Consider the following 23704-nt stretch of genomic DNA (forward strand, 5'->3'; position numbering starts at 1 on the left):
CGGGCGACGGCCCCCGCGGCGGCGGCCGCGGCCGCAACACGGGGGGCCGAACTTCGTCCGCGCGCTCCGGCGGCTCCGGGCGCCCGCCGTCGTCGGGAAGAAGCTCGAAGCCCGCCGCCGGTGGCGGTTCCGCACGTTCGGGCGGCGGCCGCGCGGCCTCTGCGCGCGCAGGTGCTGCGCGCTCCGGTGCGCCAGGCCACAGCGGTGCCACCCGCTCGGCGTCGTCGGCGCGCAGCGGCGCCTCCCGGGCATCCGCATCACGGCAGGCGCCCCGAGGTCAGGCCCGTGCACGGCGAACCGTGACCACCCAGGACGGTCGTCCAGGACGCCGGCCAACCCGCACGGCGCGCACGGGCCGCGGTCAGACCGCCCGCTCGGCGGCTCGTTCAGGTGCCGGCAAGCGACGCGTGCAGAACCGGCGTCCCAAGGCCCACCGGCCAACGACGTCGCGCCGGCCCCGCTACTGGCTGCGCCGACTCATGGTGCTGGTCGCTGGCATCGCCGTGCTCGCCGGGGTCTCCACCGCGATCCTGTCGGCCGCGGTCTGGGCGCGCGACACGATCCGTGCTCAGGACGACGCCGCCGCTGCGCATGTAGCCACCACCTACCCCAACCCCGTGGACTGCACGCCCCAGGACCTGGCCGTAACCTTCACCTCGCCTGACTCGGTACCCGCCGGCGCTGGTCTCACGCTTAACGTGACGGTCGACAACACCGGCGCCGAGGCCTGCCTGCTGGATCTGGGCGGGGAGCACATTGGCGCCCTGATCACCTCCGGTAGTCAGACGATCTGGGAGTCGACGGTCTGCCCCTTCACCCCCACCAGCCGCCGCCTGCTTGTGGCTCCCGGCACCGCGGCCGACGCCACCATCATCTGGGACGGCAACGTCGCCTCGGCGCAGTGCACTCCCGTAACCACTCCGGCCGCTACCGCGACGGCGTCGCCCACCGCAACCGAGGCGGCTGAGGCCGCCGACGGGGCGAGTGCCGAGGGCACCGACGGCTCCGCTTCCGGTCAGTCCGAGGGGACCGAGGGTGCTAACGATGCGGAGGCCTTAACCGCAGAGCAGGATGCGGCGCCCAACGGGACTGACGCCGCCATCGCCTCCGGGGATGTCGCCGCCGCCGGCACCTACCGCGTGCGCATCCAGCTGGACGGCGCCGACCTGACCGAGGATCGCGTCTTCGTGATCGAGTAGCGGAGCGGCGTCGTTTTCCAAGCTGGGCCTGCGCCGCACATCGACTAATGCCTGGTGTCCGTGTTGTGGTTGCTGGTGGTGTTTTGGTGTCGGTGGGGTTACAGTCGGTGTTTGTGAGTGATGCTGCTGTGGGTGGGTGCCGTGCCTGCCTGCTGCCCGGGTGCCGGCGTGTGAGGGGGCTGGTGTGGGTATGGGTTTGAGTCTGGATGCGGTTGCGGGCGCCGTGGTTGGTGAGATTCCGGGTTCGCCCGGTGGGGTGCTGGCGGTGGCGGACTCCTGGAGGGCCGGGGCGCGGGTGCTGGATGAGGCGGCCAGCAGTGTGGTGTCCTCACGCCTGGCGGTGCCGTCCTGGCAGGGGGTAAGTGCGGAGGCCTTCCGATCCTCCTCTCGCCACCTGGAGGCGGACCTGGACGCCTCGATCATGAACCTGCTGGACGGGGCGCATCATTTGGAGGCCTACGCCCAGGTGCTCGATGAGGCGAAGGAGGCGCTGGAGCGGCTGCGCGCCATGGTCGGTGCGGCGCTGTTGGAGGCGGTGGATGCTGCGGCGCCAGCGGTGCTGGTGGCAGGGGTGCGGTATGCGGCCGCGGGTGCGGCGGTGGGTATCCGTGCCCGGGTGAGTATCGCCGCCATGCAAACCGCCGCCGCCCTGAACGCCGTTGGTGTAGGTGCTAACTCGCGAGTTGGTTCGGGGGCTGCTGGTGTGGGCGCGCATGGGCGTGGCGGTGTCGGTGCGGGTAAGGGCAAGGACGATGACGGCACTGGGAGCAAGACGGCTTTCAGTGATGAGGATATTCGGCGGTTGCGGCAGCAGGCGGACGGCTCCGCGGGCTGGGACCCCGTGCATCAGGCGAGTATTGCCGACTGCTATTTTCTGGCTACTTTGGATGCGTATTCCCTGTCGGAGGACGGGGAGCAGTTTCTGCGGGATCATGTGCGGTGGAGTGAGGAGGATCAGGCGTTCATCGTCACCCTGTACGACGGCGACGGCAAACCCGTGTACGAGAAGGTCACCGACTACTACACCGACGGTAACCAGGGTGATGACCTGGGTGGTGGGCGGCGGGGGCCGAACCTGATGAGCGTGTACGAGCGCGCCTACGGCCAATACCTGGGCGACCACAACCTCCCGAACGGTCGTCCGTATGACGCGATGCAGACCATCTCCGGGCAGGACGCCCAGAGCGTGCACACCACGGGCCTGCCGGCCAGTCCGCTGCCTGCGTGGAACCACTACCTGTACAACGATCACAAATACACCGAACAGGAGTGGTCTCAGATCGAACAGGCCGTAAACAACGGCCAGCCCGTGGTAGCAGTCACCAACAACGGCGACTTCGGCGACGGGGACACGGTGGATGCGACCGCCAACACTCACACCCGCGCCGCCGACAAGCAGCACCCGGACACCGCGATCAACAATAAAGACAGAACCGGCGACTACCGCATCGTCGGCGGAGACTATTTCGGCGACGGCGAGTCTCAAGGACATGCGTATACGGTGATTGCAATTGACGATGAGTACGTAACCCTGCGAAACCCCTGGGCACACAACGACACGGCCGACGGCTCTGCCAGCGGGGACGACGGCATTATCCGAATTAGCCGCGAGGACTACGAGAAGTACTTCGGCCGCACCGACATCGGTGGAGAAATACCATGAGCAGAGTCGTATATGCGCGAATTATCACCACATTATCTCTACCCCGGGGTCGAGTACGATGTACACCTTGTAGGTCCATCCTCCGGTCTTGTCATTGGGGATCAGGGGCCTGGGATTAACCGCCAAGAGCGTAACATTTCCAAGGCCATCAATATGCGCGGTCTCTCCCAGGCGAAGCTCAACGACCTCTTCACTTCCATCAGTGCGTATCCACCGCAGTGCACCGATCCACTCATAACTCTCGGAGCGCATCCGGCTGCTCTGCAACCTGCCACTCTCTGTGTTGATTGGTGGAACACTGCCGCCAACCTGGACGTAGACTCCGTCTTCTGCGGCGATGCCGTCGGGCAGCGGCACCTCCCGAGTTAACGGTCTGGTCCACCACAGCCAGCCACCAACACCAACCGCCGCCAACAGCGCCACTACCAAGCAGCCCGCCAGCGTCCGCAACACGCGCCGCCGGAACAACGCCACCGCCAAAGCCTCATCGTCAGACGTTGAGTCGACCGCCACTGTGGGCGCGGTAGATACGACAGGCTCGGTCTGCCCCGCACTGCCTGCGCCGGCACTATCCACTTCGGGCCGCGCATCGAAGTACTCACCGTTGCCGCCGGTCGCCGATGTCACTGCCAACACGCTCCTCATCAATCACGGGTAGCCGACGATGGCGATCCTACGCCGGCTTGCGGGCCGGTGACAGTGCGCTCTGTCCGGGACTTGGCATGTATTGGCATCGGTGTAGGTGTTCCTTCAGCGTCCTGGTGGGCGCGGCGCGTGAGGACCATGAGTACACCGAACAGGGGTCGATCTAGATTGAGCGGGCGGTCAAGGGTGGTCTGTCGGTCGTCGCGGGGATGACCGAAGATGACGGCAATATTCGCATCATCCGCGAGGACTACGAGAAATACTTCGCCCGCACCGACATCGGTGGAGAAATACCATAACCAGAGTCGTATCGTGCGGACGTTCACCTTATTCGCTCTACTCCGGGGTCGAGCGCGACATTCACCTTGTAGGCCCAACGTCCTACCCGGTAGTCGGGGAGGAGTGGTTCTGGGTTAACAGCCAGCAAGGTGACTGTGCCCAGCCCATCAATGTGGACGGTTTCGCCCAGCCGCAACTCGATAGTCTCCACAATTCTGTCACTGCGGGCCCACTCCAACGACCCGATCCACTCATGGTTCTCCGAGCGCAGGGGGCCTTCTCTCAGCATGCCCGCTTCGGTACTTGCCGGCCAAACGCTTGTGCCGATCTGCCAGACATGCCCGGCCTCTACGCCGTCGGGCAGCGGCACCTCCCGAGTTAACGGTCTGGTCCACCACAGCCAGCCGCCAATGCTTCCCGCAGCCAGTAGTGTGACTACGAGGCAGCCCATCAGGACGCGCCGCATGATCCGTCGCCCCGGCGGGGCCACCGGGCCGGTTCCATCCGCCGGGCTCACGACGCAACATCCGCCGGGCTCACGACGCAACGCCCAGCGGGTTCGCCTTTGCCCCTCGGTCCAGTGGGGGCCATTTCGGACCGAGCATAGGAGTACTCACCGTTGCCGCCGGTTGCTGATGCCACTGCCAACACGCTCCTCGTCAATCACGGGTAACCCGATGGTGACGATCCTACGCGGACGTGATGTCGTATGACAGTCTGCTTTGCAGAGGAGCCTCGATGTCTAGGCGAAGCAGCTAAAGGCCTCCCCTGATGACCTGCGCTCGCATACGCATGCGGTGACACCGGCTCACCGATGAGGAGCGGGCCAGGATCGAGCGGGCCATGCAGGCTGGTCTGCCGGTCGTCGCGGGCACGGCAGGCGGTGACTTCAGTGACGGGAGCCCGGCCTCGGATGCGATCACCAACACCGACACCCGCGCATTCTCGGTTGTATCGGACCATCTCCTTAGCTCCGGGGCCGAAGATGATGTACACCTTGTATGTACATCCGCCGGTTTTGTCGTTGGGGATTAGGGGGGAGGGGCTGAGGGTTAGCAGCGTCACCGTGCCCAGGCGTCAATGTGCGAGGTTTCCCCCAGGCGCAGCTCGATGATCTTCTCGGTTCCATCCGTTCTCATCCGCCGCATTCCGGCACATCCCTTGTCGGTGGCCTGATCCACTGCGGCCAGCCGCCGACACCTGCTGCCGCCAATAGTGCCGCCACGAGGCAGCCCGCCGGTATTCGCAGCACGCGCCGCCGGAATAACGCCGCCGCAAGAGCCTCATCGTATGCAGCCTCCCGCCAGGCAATGAGAGACGAGGTCTCCGCGTGAAGGTGCCCGCGGTGCCTAGCTGGTCAGGCCGTGGTAACTGACGGTCTTCGCCTTGGCGCCGGCGACGGCACCGCCCGCAGCCGAGCCGCCAAGATTATGCAACCCACTGGCCGATGCTGCGAGCCGGTGCGCGCCGTCGGCGGCCTCTTGGTCGGTGCTCGCGTACCCCTGCTGCGCGGCCAGCAACCCGTCTGCGTCCGCATTCGCCCGCGCCGCCAAGCGCTCCGCCTGCTGCTCATGGCGACTGGCGTACTGTGCCGCAGCCGATGCGAGCACGGCAGAACCGAACACACCCTCACTGCCGGAGTCCAAGTGGAACTGCGACAGCGAATGGCGGCCGTCATCCAAGTGTGTACGAGCGGTGGCAAGTTCCCCCGGTATAACCCGAAGTACCACTTCCAGCACCTCCTATAGCGGTGGTCCGCCCGCCCCGCGGGCATGCAGCCGACGCAGGCCCGCGACCAGCCGGAACAAACAATCTCAGTTTAGCATCGGGCGCAGCGACCGGTGCTCACGCGTAACGGTCGGCGATGGACACCTCGGCCAGGCGCGACAGGCCGTCGCGCAGGGTGCGGGCCTGGCGCGGGCCGACGCCGTCGACCGCCTCCAGCTCCTCGACCGTCGCCCCCAGTACCGCCTGCAAGGAGCCCCAGTTGTCCACCACCGCACGCGCCGTCACCAGCGGCAGTCGCGGAATCTTGGCGAGAATTCGCAATCCGCGCGGTGAAACGGAGGCGTCCAGGTCCTGGCCGTCGGCGCCACCGAGGCCGATTGCGCGCGATACCATAGCCAGGTCCAGCAGGGCGGGGGAGCCCACCCACTTCAGTCGTACATCCACGGTGGCGATGTCCAGTCCCTGCGGCAGGTAGTCGGTCAGCAGGAAGTCGCGCTCCGCCATCAGCCCGCGAGTCAGCTCCTCCACCTGCAAAGCCAGCAGTCGCCCGTCGGTTCCCAACTCCACCACGTATCCGTCGATATCGGAGGCAATACGGCTGACCATCTCCAGCAGCTGAAGTACGCCGGTCACATCACGGACCGTGACCAGATCCTCGATCTCCAGGGCGTCCAGACCTCCGGAGATCTTGTCCAGGCGCGCCTTATAGCGCTCCAGGGTGGCCAGCGCCTGGTTGGCGCGCGCCAGGATCGCCTCGCTGGGCTCGATCACATGCCGACGACCGTCAACGTACAGGGAGATAATGCGCATCGACTGGCTCACCGAGATCACCGGGTGCCCGGTCTGGCGGGCGACGCGCTCGGCCGTGCGGTGGCGCATACCGGCCTCGGCGGTCTCAATGGAGGCGTTGGGCAGCAACTGCACATTCGCACGGCGGATGCGGTTGTTCGCCCGGTCCACGATCACGGCCCCGTCCATTTTGGCCAGCTCCCGCAGCTGGGCGGCGGTGAGTTCCACGTCCAGCCGGAAGCCGCCCGAGGAGATCGCCTCCACCGTCTCGTCGAAGCCGAGGACGATGATCGCCCCGGTGCGCCCGCGCAGAATGCGCTCCAGGCCGTCACGCAGTACGGTGCCGGGGGCGATGAGGGCGAGGGTCTCGCGCAGCAGGTTGTGGGTATCGGTCATGGGTCTCTCCTGAGAATAGTCCGAACACGCCTGACGGTGCTGACTGTCGGACCGGTGCCGCATTATGCTAATCGCCCGGAGCGTTGCAGCGCCGTGAAACGTGTCGCGTCGATGGCTGGCGCGACACGCGCCCGCCGGGGTGACCGCGCCAGCACGGTGCCGGGAATCACCCGCGTGGCAGGGCCGCCCCGACGGCCTCGCCCAGGTGTGCAACCGGCAGGATCTGAAGGCCTTGGAGCTCCCGCAGCTCCTCAGACCCCGCCAACGGGACAATAGCGCGATCGAAGCCGAGACGCGCCGCCTCCGCCAGCCTCCGCTGCACGCCGACAGTCGCCCGCACCTCCCCGGTCAGGCCGACCTCCCCGAATGCCACCAGCCCCGGGGAGGTGGGCAGGTTCTGTGCGGCGGAGACGACGGCGATCGCCACCGCCAGGTCCGTTGCCGGCTCAACCGCGCGCGCCCCGCCCACGGTGGAGACGTATACATCGGTGGTGGAGGTGTCCACGCGTAGCCGGGCTGCCAGAACGGCCAGTGCCATGGCCACCCGGGAGTGGTCCACGCCGGAGGTGGTGCGGCGAGGAGAGCCGGCGGCGGTCCCGGCCACCAGCGCCTGAATCTCCACCGGCATCGGGCGGCGCCCCTCCAGTGTGACTGTGGCACATGTGCCCGGAACCTCGCTGCGCGCCGCAGACAGGAACAGGCCCGAGGGGTCGGCCAGGCCGATGATGCCGCGTTCACCCAGGTCAAAGCAGCCGACCTCGTCCGTGGGGCCGTAACGGTTTTTCACCGCCCGCAGTAGCCGCAGGCGCGCGTGCCGGTCTCCCTCGAACTGGCAGACCACGTCCACCAGGTGTTCCAGCACTCGCGGTCCCGCAATGCCGCCGTCCTTAGTCACATGCCCGACCAGCAGCACCGGAATGGCCCGCTCCTTGGCCACCTGGATGAGTGAGCTCGCCACCGCCCGTACCTGGGTGACCCCACCGGCCCCTCCCTCCACCTGGGCGGAAGCGACGGTTTGGATCGAGTCGACTACCAGTAAAGACGGGGTGGCGTCTTGGACATGCCCGAGGAGCGCGCCGAGTTCGGTCTCGGCGGCGAGCAGCAGCGCCGGGTCGATGGCGCCAATGCGCTCGGCCCGCAGCCGCACCTGGCTGGCCGACTCCTCCCCGGTCACGTACAGCACCGGCCCCAGCCCGCGCGCACGGGATGCCGCAGCGGCCTTGGCGGCAACATCCAGCAGCAGCGTCGACTTGCCCACGCCGGGCTCGCCCGCCAGCAGCACAACTGCCCCGGGGACGACGCCGCCCCCGAGTACCCGGTCCAACTCGCCTACTCCGGTGGGTCGGGCGCGAGCCTCTTCCGCACTCACCTGGGCGATTGGGCGCGCGGCCACGGTGGGGCGAATCGCCGTCGCCGTGGCCGGGATGCGACCGGGGCCGCCTATTCCGCCCGAGGTTGATTCGGTGAACTCCTCCAGCGTGCCCCAGGCGCGGCACTCCCGGCACTGGCCGAGCCACTTGGGGCTGTTCCAGCCGCAGTCGGTACACACGTATGAGGTGCGTGCCTTGGCAGTCTTCGTCGTGGTGGACATGGCGGCAGGCTACCGGGGGCCGCCGACATGAACTCGGGCCGTTAACGGTTAGTGCGTCGTTGAGCCAGTGCCGTACAGGCTGCTTCCGTATGAACCGGATGTGCTGGGCTGTGGCTGTGCGAGGGTGGTCGCACCGGGCGTGCCGTACCCGGCACCCAGAACAGTGCCAGTGATCGGGTCGTAGCCGAGCTCCTCGGCCAGCACTTGGCGGTGCTTCGCGGCGACCAGGTGAGGGTACTTGGCGAGGATCCACCCGTCGATATACTTCACGGCATAGACCATGATGATGAAGGGGATCATCAGGATCATCACCCGTATGTGGGTGGTTTCAGTCACCTGGCTGGAGATCCATGCGTATATGCCGAATGCTGCCGCAATCCCTAAGACGCATGCGAGGGAAAACATGATCCCGAAGTACTTCGAGCGGGGAGTGATTCGCTTGGGATGGTCGGCTGCCATAGGTGGGCTCCTGCAACGTTGGTGGTCAGTACCGCGCCAGTATTGATCGTGATCTCACGGTGCGGCAACGGTGTTAAGCGGGGAGTAGTACCCATCTACGCCGTAGCGGCAGTGCCGCCGTCTACACGCGGTGTGCAGTCGTCGGGGAAGCGTGTCAGAAGTGGGTGATTCGTTACAATCCGGTGCGGTGGTGGCGTATCGGGCTCCGGGCAAAGGCGCCTTATGGCCGCGGGGGCACCTTGCCGGGCGGAGGTCAGGCATAGGAAAATGCTGGTGACCGAGCCCCGGCAGCCCGGCGCCGGGTCCGCGACCGAAGGGGGATGTTCTTGACCGACTCCGCTGCCAGCCGCGCCCTGTCAACCCATCGCCTGAGCCGCCGTGCGGTCTTGGCCGGCGCCGCCGCCGGTGCTGCCACGATGCTGGCTGCCTGCTCACCCGGTGGCCGCTCCTCCGCGGGCTCCTCCGCCGCCGCCGACAACGCCTCGCAGAGTGCCACCGAGTCGTTCCCCATCACCATTGAACACACCTACGGATCCACTACGATCGAAGCCGAGCCCACTCGTATTGTGGCCATCTCCACCGTGGATGCCGACGTCGTGGTCTCTTTGGGAGTAGTGCCGATCGGCATGCCCGCTGTTGCCGCCGAAGGAGATGCCTACCCGTGGACCGCCGAAGGTCTTGAGGCCTTGGGCGCCAGTTTGGGCTCGCAGGCCGCACCCAAACTGTACGCCCAGGTGGATGACCGTGACGTCGATGCGATCGCGGCGCTCCAGCCGGACCTGATCCTCGGGGTGCACTCGGGCATGAGCCGGGAGGAGTACAGCCGGCTGTCCGGCGTCGCCCCAACCTTGGCGTATCCGGCCGACGCCGTCGCCTACGGAGCCTCCTGGGAGGCGGTGACGGTTGCAGTGGGGCGAGCGTTGGGGCGTTCCGCAGCCGCCGAGGCGCTGGTGAACACCACCACGGACGTACTGGCCTCCACCATCACCGCGAACCCGTTCCTGCGGGGAGCGACCTATGCGGCTGTGGCGCTCAACGCCTCCAAACCATCCATCACCCTGTACACGGCGTCGAACACGCGTTCGCAGGTGCTGGGACAGTTGGGTCTGATCCCGGCCCCCGCCGTCGCGAAGCTGGTGGCGGACGCCGAGGAGGTAGCTGTGGACTTTCCGCTCGCCGACGCCGCACAACTGACTGCCGATCTGCTGTGGGCTGAGGTGGAGGACCCGACCTCCGTTGAGGCCGTTGAGGCGCAATCGCGGTTGGCGGCAATACCGGCGGTCGCGGACGGAACCGCTCTGTTTATCACTGACGCGGTCGCAGCCATGAGTCTGGCGGCGGCCTCCCCGCTGTCACTGCCATGGTGCTGTGAGAACCATGTGCCCGACGTCGTCTCCGCCATTGAGGCGGGCAGGGCAACGGCAAGCGCCACCGCAAGCCCTACCTCGAGTCCGGGCGCTGGCGCCACGGCGTCGTGAACCGGGCCGCCGCCATATGGACCGACCTCGGCGGTCACTTCGACCGACCTGGTGATGGGGATGAGTGACTGGGGGATGAGTGGCTGGGACGAGACGGCACTTGCCGCGAGCGTCACGATCAATATAGGTTAGCCATATGTAGGCGAACCTGACCTTAGTAACGGAAGGGTGGCCTATATAACTCGCGTGGTTCGGTCCCCGCGAGCCCTACCATCCCGAAGGAAGACATGTCTCGCAAGCTCCCTGCGCTCCTGGCCCTGTCCGCAGCCGTCAGCCTCGCGCTGGCCGGCTGCTCCGGGTCCACGGATACCGCCTCCACCTCCAGCTCCGCCGCCTCCGCCGACGGCCCCGCAACGGCCGCCACCTCCCAGACCTCTGCCCAGCCGACGGCGGTGACCATCAATGACAATCACGGCAGCGTCGAGATCGCCCTGCCCGTGCAACGGGCCGCCTCCACCGACAATCGCACCTTCGAAGTGCTGGCCGAATGGGGCGTGCCGCTGGTAGCCGCTCCCAAGCAGCTCATCCCCTCATCAATCACCGCCTACGACGGCGACGACGTCGCCGACATGGGCAACCATCGCGAGCCCGACCTGGAGGCGCTGGTGGCGGCCGAACCCGATCTGGTGATCGTCGGCCAGCGCTTTGCCGACCAGTACGACTCCATTGCCGGGCTCACCCCGGACGCCGCGCTGCTCGACCTCGATCCGCGCGACGGCGAGCCCTTCGACGCCGAGCTCAAGCGCCAGGTGACTGCCCTGGGGCAGGTGTTCGGCAAGGAGGCCGAGGCCGAGGAGCTGATCTCCGATTTCGACACCGCCCTGGAGCGCGCCAAGAACGCCTATGACGGCTCCTCGAAGGTCATGGCGGTGATCGTCTCCGGCGGGGAGATCGGCTACTCCGGCCCCACCACCGGACGCACCTGGGGACCGCTTTTCGATCTGCTCGGTCTGCAGCCGGCTCTTGAGGTCCAGGGCTCCACCGACGATCACCAGGGCGACGACGTCTCCGTGGAGCAGATCGCCGAGTCCAACCCGGACTGGATCTTCGTCATGGACCGCGACGCCGCCATTTCTGCTAACGATCCCAGTTACACGCCCGCCGCGGATGTGATCGCGGGCAACGCCGCTTTGCAGAACGTCACGGCGGTGACCTCCGGGCAGATCGTCTACGCCCCGGATGACACCTACACCAACGAGTCGATCATCACCTACACCGAGATCCTCAACTCGATCGCCGATGCCTTCGAAGGTGCCCAGAACTGAACGCCCGAAGGCTTCAGGCGCGCAGCGCAACTCCGCGCCGCGCGGTCGATGACGCCGCCCGCACCCGCGAGCCCCTGGTCAGCCGGGGGCTCGCGGTTGGGCTGCTGGCGGTATTGGCCCTGCTGGGCCTGAGCCTGGCCACTGGCCAGTACTCGATCCTGTCCCACGCGGACGGCTGGGAGATGTTCCGCAACGTCCGCGTCCCCCGCACGCTCGCGCTCGTTTTGGCCGGGGCTGCTATGAGCATGTCCGGCCTGGTGATGCAGCTGATCACCCAGAACCGTTTCGTGGAGCCGACCACCACCGGCACCACCGAGTGGGCCGGCCTGGGCCTGCTGGCGGTGATGGTGGTCTTTCCCCGCGCCAGCGTACTGGGGCGCATGGCGGGCGCCGTGATGGCCGCGTTCCTGGGCACCACGGTGTTCTTCCTGCTGCTGCGGCGGGTCTCCCTGCGTTCCTCCCTGCTGGTGCCGATCATCGGCATGATGCTGGGGGCGGTGGTCAGCGCGGTGTCTACCTTCTTCGCCCTGCAGACCGACATGCTGCAGTCCCTGGGGGTGTGGTTCCAGGGCAGCTTCACCTCGGTGTACCGGGGCCAGTACGAGGTGCTGTGGATCGTGGTTGGGGTGGTGGCCGCGATCTTCCACTACGCCGACCATCTCACCGCCGTCGGCCTGGGGCAGGACGTGGCCACCAACATCGGCGTCGACTACCGGCGCACCGTGCTGATAGGCACCGCTCTGGTGGCCGTGGCCACCGGCACCGTCACCGTGGTGGTCGGCTCGCTGCCCTTTCTGGGGCTGATCGTCCCCAACCTGGTGTCCATGCGCCGCGGGGACGACCTACGCTCCAACCTGCCCTGGGTGTGCCTGGTGGGCATCGGCCTCATCACCGCCTGCGACCTGCTGGCCCGCACCATCATCGCCCCCTTCGAGATCCCGGTAGCCGTGGTGCTGGGCCTGGTGGGGGCCGCGGTGTTTATCGCCTTGATCATCCGCCAGACCGGGAGGGGAGGAGCATGAGCCCCGAAGCCTCCGCGGCGCCGACGACGTCGGTCACTGGCGCTCCGGTCACTGGCCACCCAGCGGGCGGCGCGACGCCGGGCGCCACCACCGATCCCGGCGCGGCCACGAGCAGTCCCGCTGCCCGCCGCTCGGGCGCCTTCGCCACGCCCGCCGCCCGCCGTCGCTGGTGGCTGACCTACCTGGGGGTGACCGGCCTGGCCGTCTGCTTCGCCGTCGGCATACTGGTGTGGAAAAACCCGATGGAACCCGGCAGCCGCGGCTTCTGGCTCATCGCCCAGCGGCGCCTGGACGCCGTCGTCGCCATGATCGTGGTGGCCGTGTGCCAGGCCATGGCCACCGTTGCCTTCCAGACCGCGACCGGCAACCGCATCATCACGCCGTCGATCATGGGCTTTGAGTCTCTGTATCGGGCCATCCAGACCGCCACCATTTTCTTCTTCGGGGCCACCGGCCTGACCGCCACCCGCACCGTGCCCGCCTTCGCCCTGCGGCTGGCGCTCATGGTGGGGCTGTCCCTGCTGCTGTACTCCTGGCTGCTGACCGGCGGCGCGCGCAACCTGTACTCGATGCTGCTGATCGGCATCGTCATCGGCTCCGCGCTGGGCAGCCTGACCACCTTCATGCAGCGCCTGCTCACCCCCAGCGAGTTCGACCTGCTCTCGGCCCGGCTGTTCGGCTCCATCGCCAACGCCGACCCCGACTACTACCCGATTGCCATCCCCCTGGCGCTGGCGGCGAGTGCCGCCTTGCTGCTCTACTCGCGTCTCCTCAACGTGCTCGCGCTGGGGCGGGACACCGCCACCGGCCTGGGGCTGAACCACACCCGCGCCACCATCGGCGTGCTGGTGCTGGTCTCGGTGCTCATGGCCACCTCGACGGCGCTGGTCGGCCCCATGACCTTCCTCGGCTTCCTGGTGGCGACCCTGTCCTACCAGCTGTCGGGCACCTACGACCACCGCTACCTGTTCCCCATGGCCGCCAGCCTGGGACTGCTCGTGCTCACTGGCGCCTACTTCATCATGCGCCACGTGTTCTACGCCCAGGGCGTCGTCTCCATCATCATCGAGCTGGTGGGTGGCTCGGTGTTCGTCATCGTCGTGCTCAGAAGGGGGCGCCTGTGATCGAGCTGGACGAAGTGCGCAAGGTCTACAACTCCGAGGTCGCCATCGGCCCGGTTAGCCTGGAGCTGCCCGCGGGCGGCATCACCGCCTTCATCGGCCCCAATGGGGCGGGCAAGTCCACGCTACTGACCATGGTGGGGCGCCTGCTGGGGATCGACGAGGGCGCGGTGCGCGTGGCCGGGTTGGACGTTTCCTCCACCAAGTCGGCGGACCTGGCCCGGGTGCTGTCCGTCTTGCGGCAGGAGAATCACTTCATCACCCGGCTGACCGTGCGCCAGCTGGTGGGCTTCGGCCGCTTCCCCTACTCCCGCGGGCGACTCACGGCCGACGACGAGCGCATCATCTCCCGCTACATCGACTTCTTCGGCCTGGGCGATCTGGAGGGGCGCCACCTGGACGAGCTGTCCGGCGGGCAGCGGCAGCGCGCCTACGTGGCCATGGTGCTGTGCCAGGAGACCGACTACGTGCTGCTGGACGAGCCCCTGAACAACCTGGACATTGCCCACAGCGTGGAGATGATGAACCACCTGGAGCGCGCCGCCCGGGAGTTCGGCCGCACCGTCCTGATCGTCCTGCACGACATCAACTTCGCGGCCCGCTACGCCGACCGCATCTGTGCCCTGAAGGACGGGGGCGTATTCCGCTTCGGGCCGCCGGCGGAGATCATGCGCGACGACGTGCTCACCGCCGTCTTCGGCACCCCCATCCAGGTGATCGAGGGCCCGGCGGGGCCGCTCGCCTGCTACTGAGGTGCCGCGGGGCGCCGTGTCGGCTTGGACACAGGTTATCTTCAGGTAATCGGGCTCTTCCGGTTTGGGGGTGTGGTGGGTGAACTCGGGTGTGCGTGTGTGGGTGGGTGATGGCGCTGGTCGGTGGATGGTCGGCGGGTAGTTAGGGGCATGCCGGGTGAGTCATCCCGGGCACGGCGCACGCTCAACCACCCCGCCGATCCAACCGACCTACGGCTTTTGCCTGGTATTTCAACGTTTTTGGTTTCAGGTCGGCGGAGGTTGGTCGGCTCCCATGTGCGCCGCGAGGGTCGCCGCACATGGGAGCCGACTGTACCGTTCGCCGGTTGATGCGTTTTCCGCGTAATTACGCCAAATCGCTAAAAACGCGCCGCGAATGAGCGTGCGGCGCGTGCTCACGCCGAGCCCCTGGGCCCACCAGGCCGCAGCGTCCGGCGCGTGCCCGCAGATCGGGGCGGCATTTCACGACCTTGGGGTGCGTTTTACGACCCCGGGGTAGTCGGAAAACGCACCCCAGGGTCGTAAATCGACATGTGCGGTCCGGGGCGGCGGCGGATGCGGACGGCTACGCGTACAGGTCAGGTGTGCAGCTGGTCGAGTCAGGCGGTGTAGGCCCACAAGAAAGGCGCGGGCGAACCGCCGGCAAAGGTGGTCCGCCCGCGCCTCAGTGAAGTGAGCGCGTGGTCCGTCAGGCGCGGGCGAGGGCATCGCGCACCCGCGCCGCCACCGCCTCGCCGGTGAAGCCGTACTCTTTGAACAGCTGCGCGCCGGGCGCGGAGGCGCCGAAGCGGTCCAGGGAGACGATCAGACCGTCGTCGCCAACAATCTCGCGCCAGCCCATGGCCGAGCCGGCCTCGATGGACACCCGCACTCCCGCCTCGGGCAGCACCGAGGCCCGGTAGGCCTCGTCCTGCTGGGTGAACCACTCCAGGCAGGGGGCGGAGACCACGCGGGTGGGCGTGCCCTCGGCCTGCAGCAGCTCGCGGGCATCCATGGCCACACCCACCTCGGAGCCGGTGGCGACCAGGATCGCCGCGGGGGCGACCTCGGCGCCAGTGGCGTCGGTCGCCTCGGCCAGCACGTAGGCGCCGCGGTGCACACCGGCGCGGGCGGTCTCGGCATCGGCGTGGACGGTCAGGTTCTGCCGGGACAGCACGATTCCGGCCGGGCCCTGCGGGCGGCGCAGGATCTCCGCCCAGGCGGCCGCCGTCTCATTGGCGTCGGCGGGGCGGACCACCGCCAGGCCCGGGATGGCGCGCAGCGCAGCCAAGTGCTCAATCGGCTGGTGGGTGGGGCCGTCCTCGCCCACGCCGATGGAGTCGTGCGTCCACACGAAGATGGAGCCCAGCCCCATCAGCGCCGCCAGGCGCACGGCCGGGCGCATGTAGTCGGAGAACACCATGAAGGTACCCCCGTAGGGGCGGGTCAGCCCATCCAGGGCGATGCCGTTGAGGATCCCGCCCATGGCGTGCTCACGAATGCCGAAGTGCAGGGTGCGGCCGTAGGGGCCGTCGCCGTCGGAACGAGCCAGGTCGGCGGGCAGGAAGGAGGGCTCCCCGGCCATGGTGGTGTTGTTGGAGCCGGCCAGGTCCGCGGACCCGCCCCACAGCTCCGGGGCCACCGGCGCCAGGGCCGTGAGCGTCTTGCCGGAGGCCGCACGCGTGGCCAGGGCGTCGCCCACCTCCCACACCGGCAGTGCGGCGTCCAGGCCCGCATCCAACTTGCCTGCCTGCAGCCGCTCCAGCAGGGCGGCCCGCTCGGGGGCGGCCTGCTGCCAGGCGGCGAAGCGCGCGTCCCAGTCGGCGCGCTCGGCCGCGGCGCGCTCGGCGGCGTGCGAGCGGGTGAAGGCGATGACGTCGTCGGGCAGCTGGAAGGTTGCCTGCGGGTCCAGGCCCAGGGCGGTCTTCAGCCCGGCCAGCTCCTCGGAGCCGAGCTTGGCGCCGTGAGAGTCCTCCGAGCCCTGCTTGGTGGGGGAGGGCCAGGCAATGATCGTGTGCAGGCGGATCATGGTGGGGCGCTTGGTCTCCGCACGCGCCGTCACCAGCGCCTCGTGCAGGGCCTGCAGGTCTTCGCGGTAGGCGCCGCCGGCCTTCCAGTCGACGTCGAGCACCTGCCAGCCGTAGGCCTCGAAGCGCTTGGAGGGGTCCTCGGTGAAGGAGATGTCGGTGTCGCCCTCGATGGAGATGTCGTTGTCGTCATAGATGGCGATCAGGTTGCCCAGCTGCAGGGTGCCGGCCAGAGAGGCGGCCTCGGAGGCGACGCCTTCCTGCATGCAGCCGTCGCCCATGATCGTGTACACGAAGTGGTCGAACAGGGAGGCGCCGTCGGCGGCGTCCGGCTCGAACAGGCCGTGCTCGCGGCGGGCCGCGATGGCCAGGCCGACGGCGTTGGACAAGCCCGCGCCCAGCGGGCCGGTGGTGGTCTCAATCCCGGGAGTGTATCCGAATTCGGGGTGCCCGGGCAGGCCGGCGGGGGAGCGGAAGTGGGTGAAGCCCTCCATCGGGATGCCGTAGCCGGTCAGGAACAGCTGGCAGTACTGCAGCAGGGAGGCGTGCCCGGCGGACAGGACGAAGCGGTCACGGCCCAGCCAGTTCGGGTCGGCGGGGTCGTGGCGCAACTCGTACTGGTAGAGCAGGTGGGCCACTGGTGCCAGCGAGATTGGCGTGCCGGGGTGGCCGGAGCCCGCCGCCTCCACGGCGTCGGCGGCCAGCGCCTTGGCGACGTTAATTGCCTTGAGGTCCAGGTCGGTGAGCTCGAGGGGCTCGGTGGTCATGTGGTGGCTCCTTTGGATGTCATGTCAATGGTTGCGTGCATGCTGAGGGCGCAGCTGCCAGCGTGCCCCCGGTCGGTGAATGCGCCCACGGCGGTGCCTGGATGCATCATCTACGCCAGCGATCCTCCGGGCAAGACTGGTCGGCGCGTAGGCGCGGGATGAACCGGCAAGACATAAATGTATCACGATCGGACAAACCGTGGAAGGTGGTGCGGGTGCGGCCTCGCTGTTGACACCTTCGTTCCGCTTGATGCAAACTGGGTCGCACCACGTTTTGAATCGGTCCAAAGAAGGACTGGTGCAGTTGGTATGCGCACTCATAGGGGAGTTCGGCTGGGACGTGGTGATGGAGGGCTCACATGAAACATCGTCTAGGAATGGCGGCGGCGGCGGGTCTGACGTGCCTGGCGCTGGCGGTAGGGAGTTGTGCCGGCGGCGGTGGAGGACGCTCATCAGGTGGCGAGGGCGCGGCGGACGGCGATTCGGTTTCGGTTGCATTCGTACCGAAGATCCAGGGGATACCGTTCTTTGAGGCCATGAACACCGGCGGTGCCGATGCTGCCGATGAATTCGGCTTCAGCTGGGTTTACTCGGGCCCGAACACGGCCGATCCCGCAGCGCAGAGTGAGGTTGTGCGATCGCTGATGCAGCAGAAGGTGGACGCCCTGCTGATCGCCCCCAATGATCCGGATTCCATGGCACCGCTGATCTCCGAGGCCCAGGACCAAGGGATAAGCGTCGGCACCGCGGACACGGATGCGGCGTCGTCCTCCCGGGAAGTATTCGTGACCCAGGCAACCAATGAGGCGATCGGAACTGCGCTGCTGGAGCAGATGGTGGAACCCATCGGCGGGAAGGGCCAGATCGCGATCGTTTCTTGCGGCCAGACCGCCGCCAACCTGAACGCTTGGATTGAAGTCTTCGAGAATAAGGCCGCTACCGACTATCCCGACATGGAAATCGTGGACACCGTCTATGCCGATGAGGACCAGGCCAAGGCCGTCACCATGGCGAAGAACCTCATCAATGCACACCCGGACCTCAAGGGGCTGGTAGGGGTCTGTACCACGTCGGCGCCCGGAGTCGCGCAGGCGGTGCAGGAGTCCGGCAAGACGGGGGAGATCGCCACAGTCGGCGTCGGCACACCGCAGGCGATGCTGCCCTACTTGGAGGACGGCTCGGCGAGCACTTCGGTGCTGTGGGACGTGGAAGACCTGGGATATCTGACGGCCTGGGCGGGCTGGAAGCTGGCGCAGGGCGAGTCATTCGAACCGACCCAGGATGTGGGCAGAATTACCGCAGTGACATACGACGAGGACACCAAGACGCTGGTCATGGGAGAACCGCTCATCCTCACCAAGGACAATGCCGGGGGCTACGACTACTGAGACTTGCCGGGACTTGCTAGTACTTACTGAGGACTTGCTGAGGAGTTGGAGAGGAATACTGACCCGCTTGGTGCGCTGCGGTGTGCGGAGTCTGTTGCCACGCGCGCCGCCAGAGCATGCGGAGGACGGCGGAGATGGCGAATGCTGGAAGTGTAGGCGTGCCCTTCGGGAGAGACATCCTGGAGGTGCGGGGCGTTGACAAGCGTTACGGCGGTGTTCATGCGCTTAGAAGTGTCGACTGGTCGGTTCGTGCCGGCGAGGTGCACGGCCTGGTGGGCGAGAACGGCGCAGGGAAGTCGACCCTGATCAAGATGATCAGCGGCGCCGAGACCCCTGACCAAGGAACCGTTCTCGTCAACGGGCAACCAATCGTTCCGGGAGACACGCAGTCCGCACTCGCTGCGGGGGTGTCACCGGTGTACCAGGAGCCCGAGCTGTTCGCCGACCTATCCGTGGCGGAGAACATATTCCTGGGCCGGGAAGACACCCGCATGGGAAGGGTCGACTGGGCCCGTCAGCATACGAAGGTCGAAGCGCTGCTCGAACGCCTCAAGCTGGACCCGGGGATCATGCACCGTCGGGTGGGTGATCTTCCTGTCGGGGAGCAACAGTTGGTGTCCATCGCGAAGGCATTCGCCGTAGACGTAAGGCTTCTTATTCTGGATGAACCGTCGGCGATACTCACCAACGCGGAGATCGACCGTCTGTTTAAGATAATCAGGGGCCTGCGTGACGAGGGCATTGGCGTTATATACATATCGCACAGGCTGGATGAGTTAGGGCGCATCACCGACAGAGTAACGGTAATGCGTGACGGTGCCGTCATCGGAACCTACGCCACTCGAGAAATGTCTCCCGGCAGAATCGCGCAAGCCATGGTGGGTGAGAAGTTTGAAGTCGCCGACCGTTCGGCCAGGTCAAGTGCCGTGACCCGAGAGGTAGTCCTCGAAGTCTCATCCCTGTCGCAGGGAAAGCGCCTAGATAATGTCAGTTTCCAACTCCATCGCGGCGAGATAATCGGTGTGTATGGGCTCGTAGGCTCGGGCACTACCGAGCTGGTGCGCGTGCTCTTTGGTGTAGCGGCTGCCGACGGCGGTGAAATACGGGTCAACGGTGAACGTGTGCGGATGCGTTCGCCGCGCAATGCGATACGGCTCGGAATGGCGATGCTCCCGGGTAACCGGAAACTGCAGGGCGTGTTCCAGCCCAAGAGCTTAGCCTTCAACATCTCGGCCGGTCATCTGCCCTTCTTCTCCCGTCTGGGCCTGTTCAATGACCGGCGGGAACGACGATTCACCTCCGACCTGATTCGTAGACTCGGCATCAAGGCGCCGGGGCCCTCGACTCCGGTGGGCGCACTATCTGGCGGAAACCAGCAGAAGGTGGTTATGGGGCGCCAGCTCGTGGAAGTGCCCGATATCCTGCTCGCTGAGGAACCCACCCAGGGAGTGGATGTGGGCGCGAAATCAGAGATTCACCAGTTGATCCTTGATCATGCTGCCGAGGGGCGTTCCGCGATGGTGTTCTCAACCGACTTGGACGAGATCCGCTTCCTGGCGGACCGCGTACTGGTGATGCGGCACGGCGGCATTTCCGCCGAATTGAGTGGGGATGTCTCTGCAGTCACGCTTTTGAGTGCCGCGTCCGGTGAGCTTGATGGTGAGGAGGCGAAATGAGCGAAATGACTTCCTCGGCAACCCGTCGTCGCGCTGGCGCGGCCCGTCGGCATGACCGCCGGGGGCGACGACGCGTCATCGAGGGCCAGGAAATGGTGCTGGTGATCGTGATCGCCCTGCTGTGGGTGGTAATGGGGGTGACGACCCCGACCTTCGTCGAGCCGTCCAGCATATTCGCGATCTTCTACACGGTGGCGCCGATTGCGCTCATAGGTGTGGCGATGACGCCGATTATGTGTGCCGCCGGAATCGACGTCTCGGTCGGGTCGGGCCTGGCGGTGGTCATGGTTGTAGTATCTAAGCTTATCCGCGACTTCGACGCGAATGCCGTGGTCGCTATTGTCGTGGCGATCTTGGTTGGCAGTGCGTTGGGTGCCGTCAATGCGACTCTGATCGCTTTCGGAAGGGTTCCCGCGATGGTGTGCACGTTCGGCACGCTCAACGTGTTCCGCTACCTCGCGCTGCAGGTTTTTGGCGAGACCCAGGTCGCGGGCGTGCCGGGAACCCTCGCCTTCCTGGGCGGTAGCATCTCGCGGGCACGGCTTTTGGGATTGCCGAATGCGATGTGGCTTGCAATCGTGCTGACGGCGATCGTATGGGTGTACATGAGACACTGGGCGGCCGGAAGGCACGTGTACGCCATCGGCAATGATGCCGACGCCGCCAGACTGGCCGGCGTGAAGGTCAGGCGTCGCATCTTCACGCTGTACGTGTTTTGCGGGTCCATGGTGGGGTTGGCGGCGGTGGTTTCTGTGGGTGGCGGAGGTCTGATCCAGCAGAACGTGGGCATTGGGATGGAGATGTCCGTGATTGCGGCATGCGTAATCGGGGGAACCTCCGTGGTAGGTGGTCGCGGCACAGTGTTCGGAACGCTGCTCGGCGCCGTACTGGTGGGAAGTGTGCAGGCCGCGGTCATTCACCTTCACCTGCCGACGGAGATCACCCAGTTGTTCGTCGGAGTGATCATACTGATCGCGGTTGGCGTTGATCTGCTGCGTCAGTCCAGGAGGGCCGAGTCATGACGGCGCCTGCGACGCGAGGTGCACCGGATGAGCGGCGTGAGTCCGTGCCCGCACGGGTCCAGCGCGTGCTGCTGACGGACCGGACTGCGGCTCTGGCGGTGCTGACAGTGCTGTTAGTGGTCGTGTTCTCGGCATTGGGCCGGGCCGGGCACCTGTTCGCGGAATTCGATGCCCCGTACATGGTGTCCTCTCTCCAGTCTCTGGTTCCGGTTGCGCTGCTGGCGCTGGCGGAAATGTTCGTCATAATCTCCGGATACTCGGGTATAGATCTTTCGGTCGGCGCAATCGTGTCATTGACCGGAATGCTATTCGGCTATCTGGTTCAGGGTGCTGGGGTCCCGCTTGTCGCGGCCGTGCTGTGCACTGTAATCGTTGGGGGAATGCTGGGGGCCGTCAACGGCGTGCTCGTGGGATATCTCCGGTTTCCACCGCTTATCGCCACTTTGGCGACGCAGTACGCATATGCCTCGATCGCCATGGTGGTTTCCGGCTCGGCGCCGATATCGGGTGACAAGATCACCGCCGCGAACGCCACGCTCACCGGCCGCGTAGAAGTATTCGGATTGATGTTTCCGACGCAGGTCCTTACGATACTGGTTCCGAGCGTGGTAATTTCGTGGCTGCTGCTGGATCGCCTGACCTGGGGGCGATCTCTCCTGGCAGTCGGAACGAACGCCACAGCGGCAAGATACGCGGCTCAGAACGTTCGCGCGATTCGGGGGTCCTCTTACCTGGTCTCGGGCCTGCTGTGCGGCCTGGCCGCGGTCGTGAACGTTGCCCAGTACGCCTCTGCCAGACCGGACGCGGGCACAGCCGGAAACGGCATGGCACTGACAGCCATCACGATAGCCGCACTTGGCGGTGTGCTGATCCAGGGGGGATATGGAAGAGTGAGCGGTGTGGTTATGGCGGCGGTGCTGATCACCTGGCTCAATGCCGGGCTGCTGATATCGATGGAAGGCTCCGCCGGATCACGTTCTCAGTTGCTCGCCCTGGGCGCCGTACTGATCTGCTCGATCCTGATCAACAGTTATGCGGCGCGTCGGTACCGGTTACGTAGTTAATGGTGCGGAGAGGAGTTGTGGAGCGTTCGTAGGTCCGCTGCAGAGTGAGCAAGTGAGTCGCGCGGCGATCTGCATGGTTGGCGCGCGTTGCCATGGAATGTATTCATATAAGCGAATCAGGAGTCGTGCAGATGATGTCAGAGCAGAATGTTGATCGTTGGAAGCGTGAGTTGGTGGACCGGTACCTCGGCGCCAAGCGGGCGGACCCGGAACGCTTCGCCCGGAGGCTGAATTTGTCCTGGTCCAACTGGGGATTCGGACTGGAGGAACTGGAAAGGTCCGCCGAAAGACTGGCGAACAATGGTGTTACATACATCGAGCTCCACGGCAACCATTACGGCCCGTCACTGGGTTATGAGGTCGAGAAGACCCATGCCATTCTCGAACGGTATGGCCTGCGGACCTCCGGGGTTTGCGGCATGTTCTCGGATGACAATGACTTGTCTTCGAACCGGCCGGTTTGTCAGCAGGCTGCGCTCGACTACATCGAGCGGGAGATTGAGTTCGCGCACGCCATGGGAGGCCACTATTTGCTGGTGGTCCCCGCGTCCGTGGGGCGTCCGGACCCTTATGACGCCTACGAGTTCGAGCGTTCGGTCCTGGCCCTCAAGCGTGTCGCTCACGTCTTCGCCGAGCGGGGGATCAAGGCGGCGATTGAGCCCATCAGGTCGGCCGAGACCTCGATCGTCCATACGGTGGCGGAGGCGAAGGCATATATCGACGCGGTCGATTCGCCGGGCGTCCAGTCCATCAATGGAGACGTGTACCACATGCAGGTGGAGGAGCAGTACATCCCGAACGCGATACTGGAGGCGGGGGACAGACTCGTCAACTTGCACCTGGCCGATTCGAACCGGCGCGCACTGGGCGACGGTTCGCTCGATCTGGACGGGGTAATCATGGCCGCATACCTGGTCGGGGCGAACTCGGATGGCCGTTTCATGACGCCTGAGCCGCTCGGCCCTGGTGCGGGCCCGTATCCCGCCCGCAATGGTTTGCCCGATGTCCCGGCACTCGACCGGCTCGTGCATGACACGGTGAGCTATTTCCGTGAGCGTGAGGACGCCGTGCGTTCGATGAGCGCCTGACGCTGTGCTCCTTTGGAGGTCTGTCGGCATTGGCATAGACGAACCTCGAAAGGAGCGTATCGGTTGAGGGTTCTTCCGGTTTAAGGGCGTGTTCGCCGAGTTCGGTCGAAATAACCATCGAGTTCGGTAGATATGACCATCGAGTTCGGTAGATATAACCGTCGAGTTCGGTCGATATGACGATCGAGTTCGGTTGGTGGGGTCGGAGGGCCCGGGGGAAGTGTCCAGATTCGGCACGAACGATGTTCCCTTGCCCGACGCCGTGCACCAGGTCAGCATGGTTCCAACGAGTCTGAGGGCGTGTGC

General features: G+C 66.1%; 19 protein-coding genes. 12 read left to right on the forward strand and 7 right to left on the reverse strand.

Annotated features, from left to right (window positions below; all coding sequences use genetic code 11):
- Window positions 1–299 precede the first annotated feature (299 nt).
- Window positions 300–1199: a hypothetical protein gene (locus CWT10_RS02450; RefSeq protein ID WP_128683243.1), complete on the forward strand. Its 900-nt coding sequence runs from the start codon at window positions 300–302 to the stop codon at window positions 1197–1199.
- A 190-nt stretch (window positions 1200–1389) separates the two neighbouring features.
- Window positions 1390–2862, forward strand: coding sequence for a cysteine protease (locus tag CWT10_RS16725; protein WP_158247617.1), 1473 nt, complete (start codon window positions 1390–1392; stop codon window positions 2860–2862).
- A 24-nt stretch (window positions 2863–2886) separates the two neighbouring features.
- Here the strand turns inward: CWT10_RS16725 and CWT10_RS02460 are convergent, their stop codons facing one another.
- The 6 genes from CWT10_RS02460 to CWT10_RS02485 all read right to left on the reverse strand — a co-directional run bounded on the left by CWT10_RS02460 (window position 2887) and on the right by CWT10_RS02485 (window position 8749).
- Complete coding sequence (locus CWT10_RS02460) at window positions 2887–3489, reverse strand: hypothetical protein (RefSeq protein ID WP_128683244.1); 603 nt, start codon at window positions 3487–3489, stop codon at window positions 2887–2889.
- A gap of 340 nt (window positions 3490–3829) precedes the next feature.
- A complete protein-coding gene (locus CWT10_RS02465; RefSeq protein WP_128683245.1) occupies window positions 3830–4303 on the reverse strand; it encodes a hypothetical protein in 474 nt (157 codons plus the stop codon).
- 832 nt (window positions 4304–5135) lie between these two features.
- Window positions 5136–5516, reverse strand: coding sequence for a hypothetical protein (locus CWT10_RS02470; RefSeq protein WP_103062650.1), 381 nt, complete (start codon window positions 5514–5516; stop codon window positions 5136–5138).
- Between the two features lie 115 nt (window positions 5517–5631).
- A complete protein-coding gene (gene disA / locus CWT10_RS02475; RefSeq protein ID WP_103062649.1) occupies window positions 5632–6699 on the reverse strand; it encodes a DNA integrity scanning diadenylate cyclase DisA in 1068 nt (355 codons plus the stop codon).
- Window positions 6700–6865: 166 nt separating this feature from the next.
- Window positions 6866–8290, reverse strand: a complete 1425-nt coding sequence (gene radA, locus CWT10_RS02480) for a DNA repair protein RadA (protein ID WP_103062648.1) — start codon at window positions 8288–8290, stop codon at window positions 6866–6868.
- Window positions 8291–8338: 48 nt separating this feature from the next.
- The gene (locus tag CWT10_RS02485; protein ID WP_103062647.1) at window positions 8339–8749 is read right to left on the reverse strand and encodes a hypothetical protein; all 411 of its coding nucleotides are present in this window, start codon (window positions 8747–8749) and stop codon (window positions 8339–8341) included.
- Between the two features lie 326 nt (window positions 8750–9075).
- Between CWT10_RS02485 and CWT10_RS02490 the strand changes: the two genes are divergently transcribed.
- The 5 genes from CWT10_RS02490 to CWT10_RS02510 all read left to right on the forward strand — a co-directional run bounded on the left by CWT10_RS02490 (window position 9076) and on the right by CWT10_RS02510 (window position 14387).
- On the forward strand, window positions 9076–10227 hold the full coding sequence (locus tag CWT10_RS02490; RefSeq protein WP_158247616.1) for an ABC transporter substrate-binding protein: 1152 nt from the start codon (window positions 9076–9078) through the stop codon (window positions 10225–10227).
- Between the two features lie 227 nt (window positions 10228–10454).
- On the forward strand, window positions 10455–11492 hold the full coding sequence (locus tag CWT10_RS02495; RefSeq protein WP_103062645.1) for a siderophore ABC transporter substrate-binding protein: 1038 nt from the start codon (window positions 10455–10457) through the stop codon (window positions 11490–11492).
- Window positions 11493–11605: 113 nt separating this feature from the next.
- Complete coding sequence (locus CWT10_RS02500; protein ID WP_332881184.1) at window positions 11606–12514, forward strand: ABC transporter permease; 909 nt, start codon at window positions 11606–11608, stop codon at window positions 12512–12514.
- Window positions 12511–13638, forward strand: a complete 1128-nt coding sequence (locus tag CWT10_RS02505; protein ID WP_103062643.1) for an iron chelate uptake ABC transporter family permease subunit — start codon at window positions 12511–12513, stop codon at window positions 13636–13638. The genes CWT10_RS02500 and CWT10_RS02505 overlap by 4 nt, the downstream gene beginning before the upstream one ends.
- Window positions 13635–14387: an iron ABC transporter ATP-binding protein gene (locus CWT10_RS02510; protein ID WP_103062642.1), complete on the forward strand. Its 753-nt coding sequence runs from the start codon at window positions 13635–13637 to the stop codon at window positions 14385–14387. The genes CWT10_RS02505 and CWT10_RS02510 overlap by 4 nt, the downstream gene beginning before the upstream one ends.
- Before the next feature lie 688 nt (window positions 14388–15075).
- Here the strand turns inward: CWT10_RS02510 and tkt are convergent.
- Window positions 15076–17160: a transketolase gene (gene tkt, locus CWT10_RS02515; RefSeq protein ID WP_103063785.1), complete on the reverse strand. Its 2085-nt coding sequence runs from the start codon at window positions 17158–17160 to the stop codon at window positions 15076–15078.
- 359 nt (window positions 17161–17519) lie between these two features.
- Between tkt and CWT10_RS02520 the strand changes: the two genes are divergently transcribed.
- From CWT10_RS02520 to CWT10_RS02540, 5 genes are all read left to right on the forward strand, one after another.
- A complete protein-coding gene (locus CWT10_RS02520) occupies window positions 17520–18548 on the forward strand; it encodes an autoinducer 2 ABC transporter substrate-binding protein (protein WP_103063786.1) in 1029 nt (342 codons plus the stop codon).
- Window positions 18549–18682: 134 nt separating this feature from the next.
- Window positions 18683–20224 (forward strand): sugar ABC transporter ATP-binding protein, encoded by a 1542-nt coding sequence (locus tag CWT10_RS02525; protein ID WP_103063787.1) that lies wholly within the window; start codon window positions 18683–18685, stop codon window positions 20222–20224.
- Entirely contained in the window at window positions 20221–21246 is a 1026-nt protein-coding gene (locus CWT10_RS02530; protein WP_233188255.1) for an ABC transporter permease, read from the forward strand. Before CWT10_RS02525 ends, CWT10_RS02530 begins: the two co-directional genes overlap by 4 nt.
- Before the next feature lie 65 nt (window positions 21247–21311).
- Window positions 21312–22310, forward strand: coding sequence for an ABC transporter permease (locus tag CWT10_RS02535; RefSeq protein WP_233188256.1), 999 nt, complete (start codon window positions 21312–21314; stop codon window positions 22308–22310).
- Window positions 22311–22441: 131 nt separating this feature from the next.
- Entirely contained in the window at window positions 22442–23398 is a 957-nt protein-coding gene (locus CWT10_RS02540) for a sugar phosphate isomerase/epimerase family protein (RefSeq protein ID WP_103063790.1), read from the forward strand.
- The last annotated feature ends 306 nt before the right edge of the window (window positions 23399–23704 follow it).

The organism is Actinomyces qiguomingii (genome assembly GCF_004102025.1).
Lineage (GTDB): Bacteria > Actinomycetota > Actinomycetes > Actinomycetales > Actinomycetaceae > Actinomyces > Actinomyces qiguomingii.

Bases quoted from the DNA above. Each gene is read 5' to 3' on its own strand.
- CWT10_RS16725 (WP_158247617.1), top strand. From the start codon at position 1,390: ATGGGTTTGAGTCTGGATGCGGTTGCGGGCGCCGTGGTTGGTGAGATT.
- disA (WP_103062649.1), bottom strand. From the start codon at position 6,699: ATGACCGATACCCACAACCTGCTGCGCGAGACCCTCGCCCTCATCGCC.
- radA (WP_103062648.1), bottom strand. From the start codon at position 8,290: ATGTCCACCACGACGAAGACTGCCAAGGCACGCACCTCATACGTGTGT.
- CWT10_RS02485 (WP_103062647.1), bottom strand. From the start codon at position 8,749: ATGGCAGCCGACCATCCCAAGCGAATCACTCCCCGCTCGAAGTACTTC.
- CWT10_RS02495 (WP_103062645.1), top strand. From the start codon at position 10,455: ATGTCTCGCAAGCTCCCTGCGCTCCTGGCCCTGTCCGCAGCCGTCAGC.
- CWT10_RS02505 (WP_103062643.1), top strand. From the start codon at position 12,511: ATGAGCCCCGAAGCCTCCGCGGCGCCGACGACGTCGGTCACTGGCGCT.
- tkt (WP_103063785.1), bottom strand. From the start codon at position 17,160: ATGACCACCGAGCCCCTCGAGCTCACCGACCTGGACCTCAAGGCAATT.
- CWT10_RS02520 (WP_103063786.1), top strand. From the start codon at position 17,520: ATGAAACATCGTCTAGGAATGGCGGCGGCGGCGGGTCTGACGTGCCTG.
- CWT10_RS02525 (WP_103063787.1), top strand. From the start codon at position 18,683: ATGGCGAATGCTGGAAGTGTAGGCGTGCCCTTCGGGAGAGACATCCTG.
- CWT10_RS02530 (WP_233188255.1), top strand. From the start codon at position 20,221: ATGAGCGAAATGACTTCCTCGGCAACCCGTCGTCGCGCTGGCGCGGCC.
- CWT10_RS02540 (WP_103063790.1), top strand. From the start codon at position 22,442: ATGATGTCAGAGCAGAATGTTGATCGTTGGAAGCGTGAGTTGGTGGAC.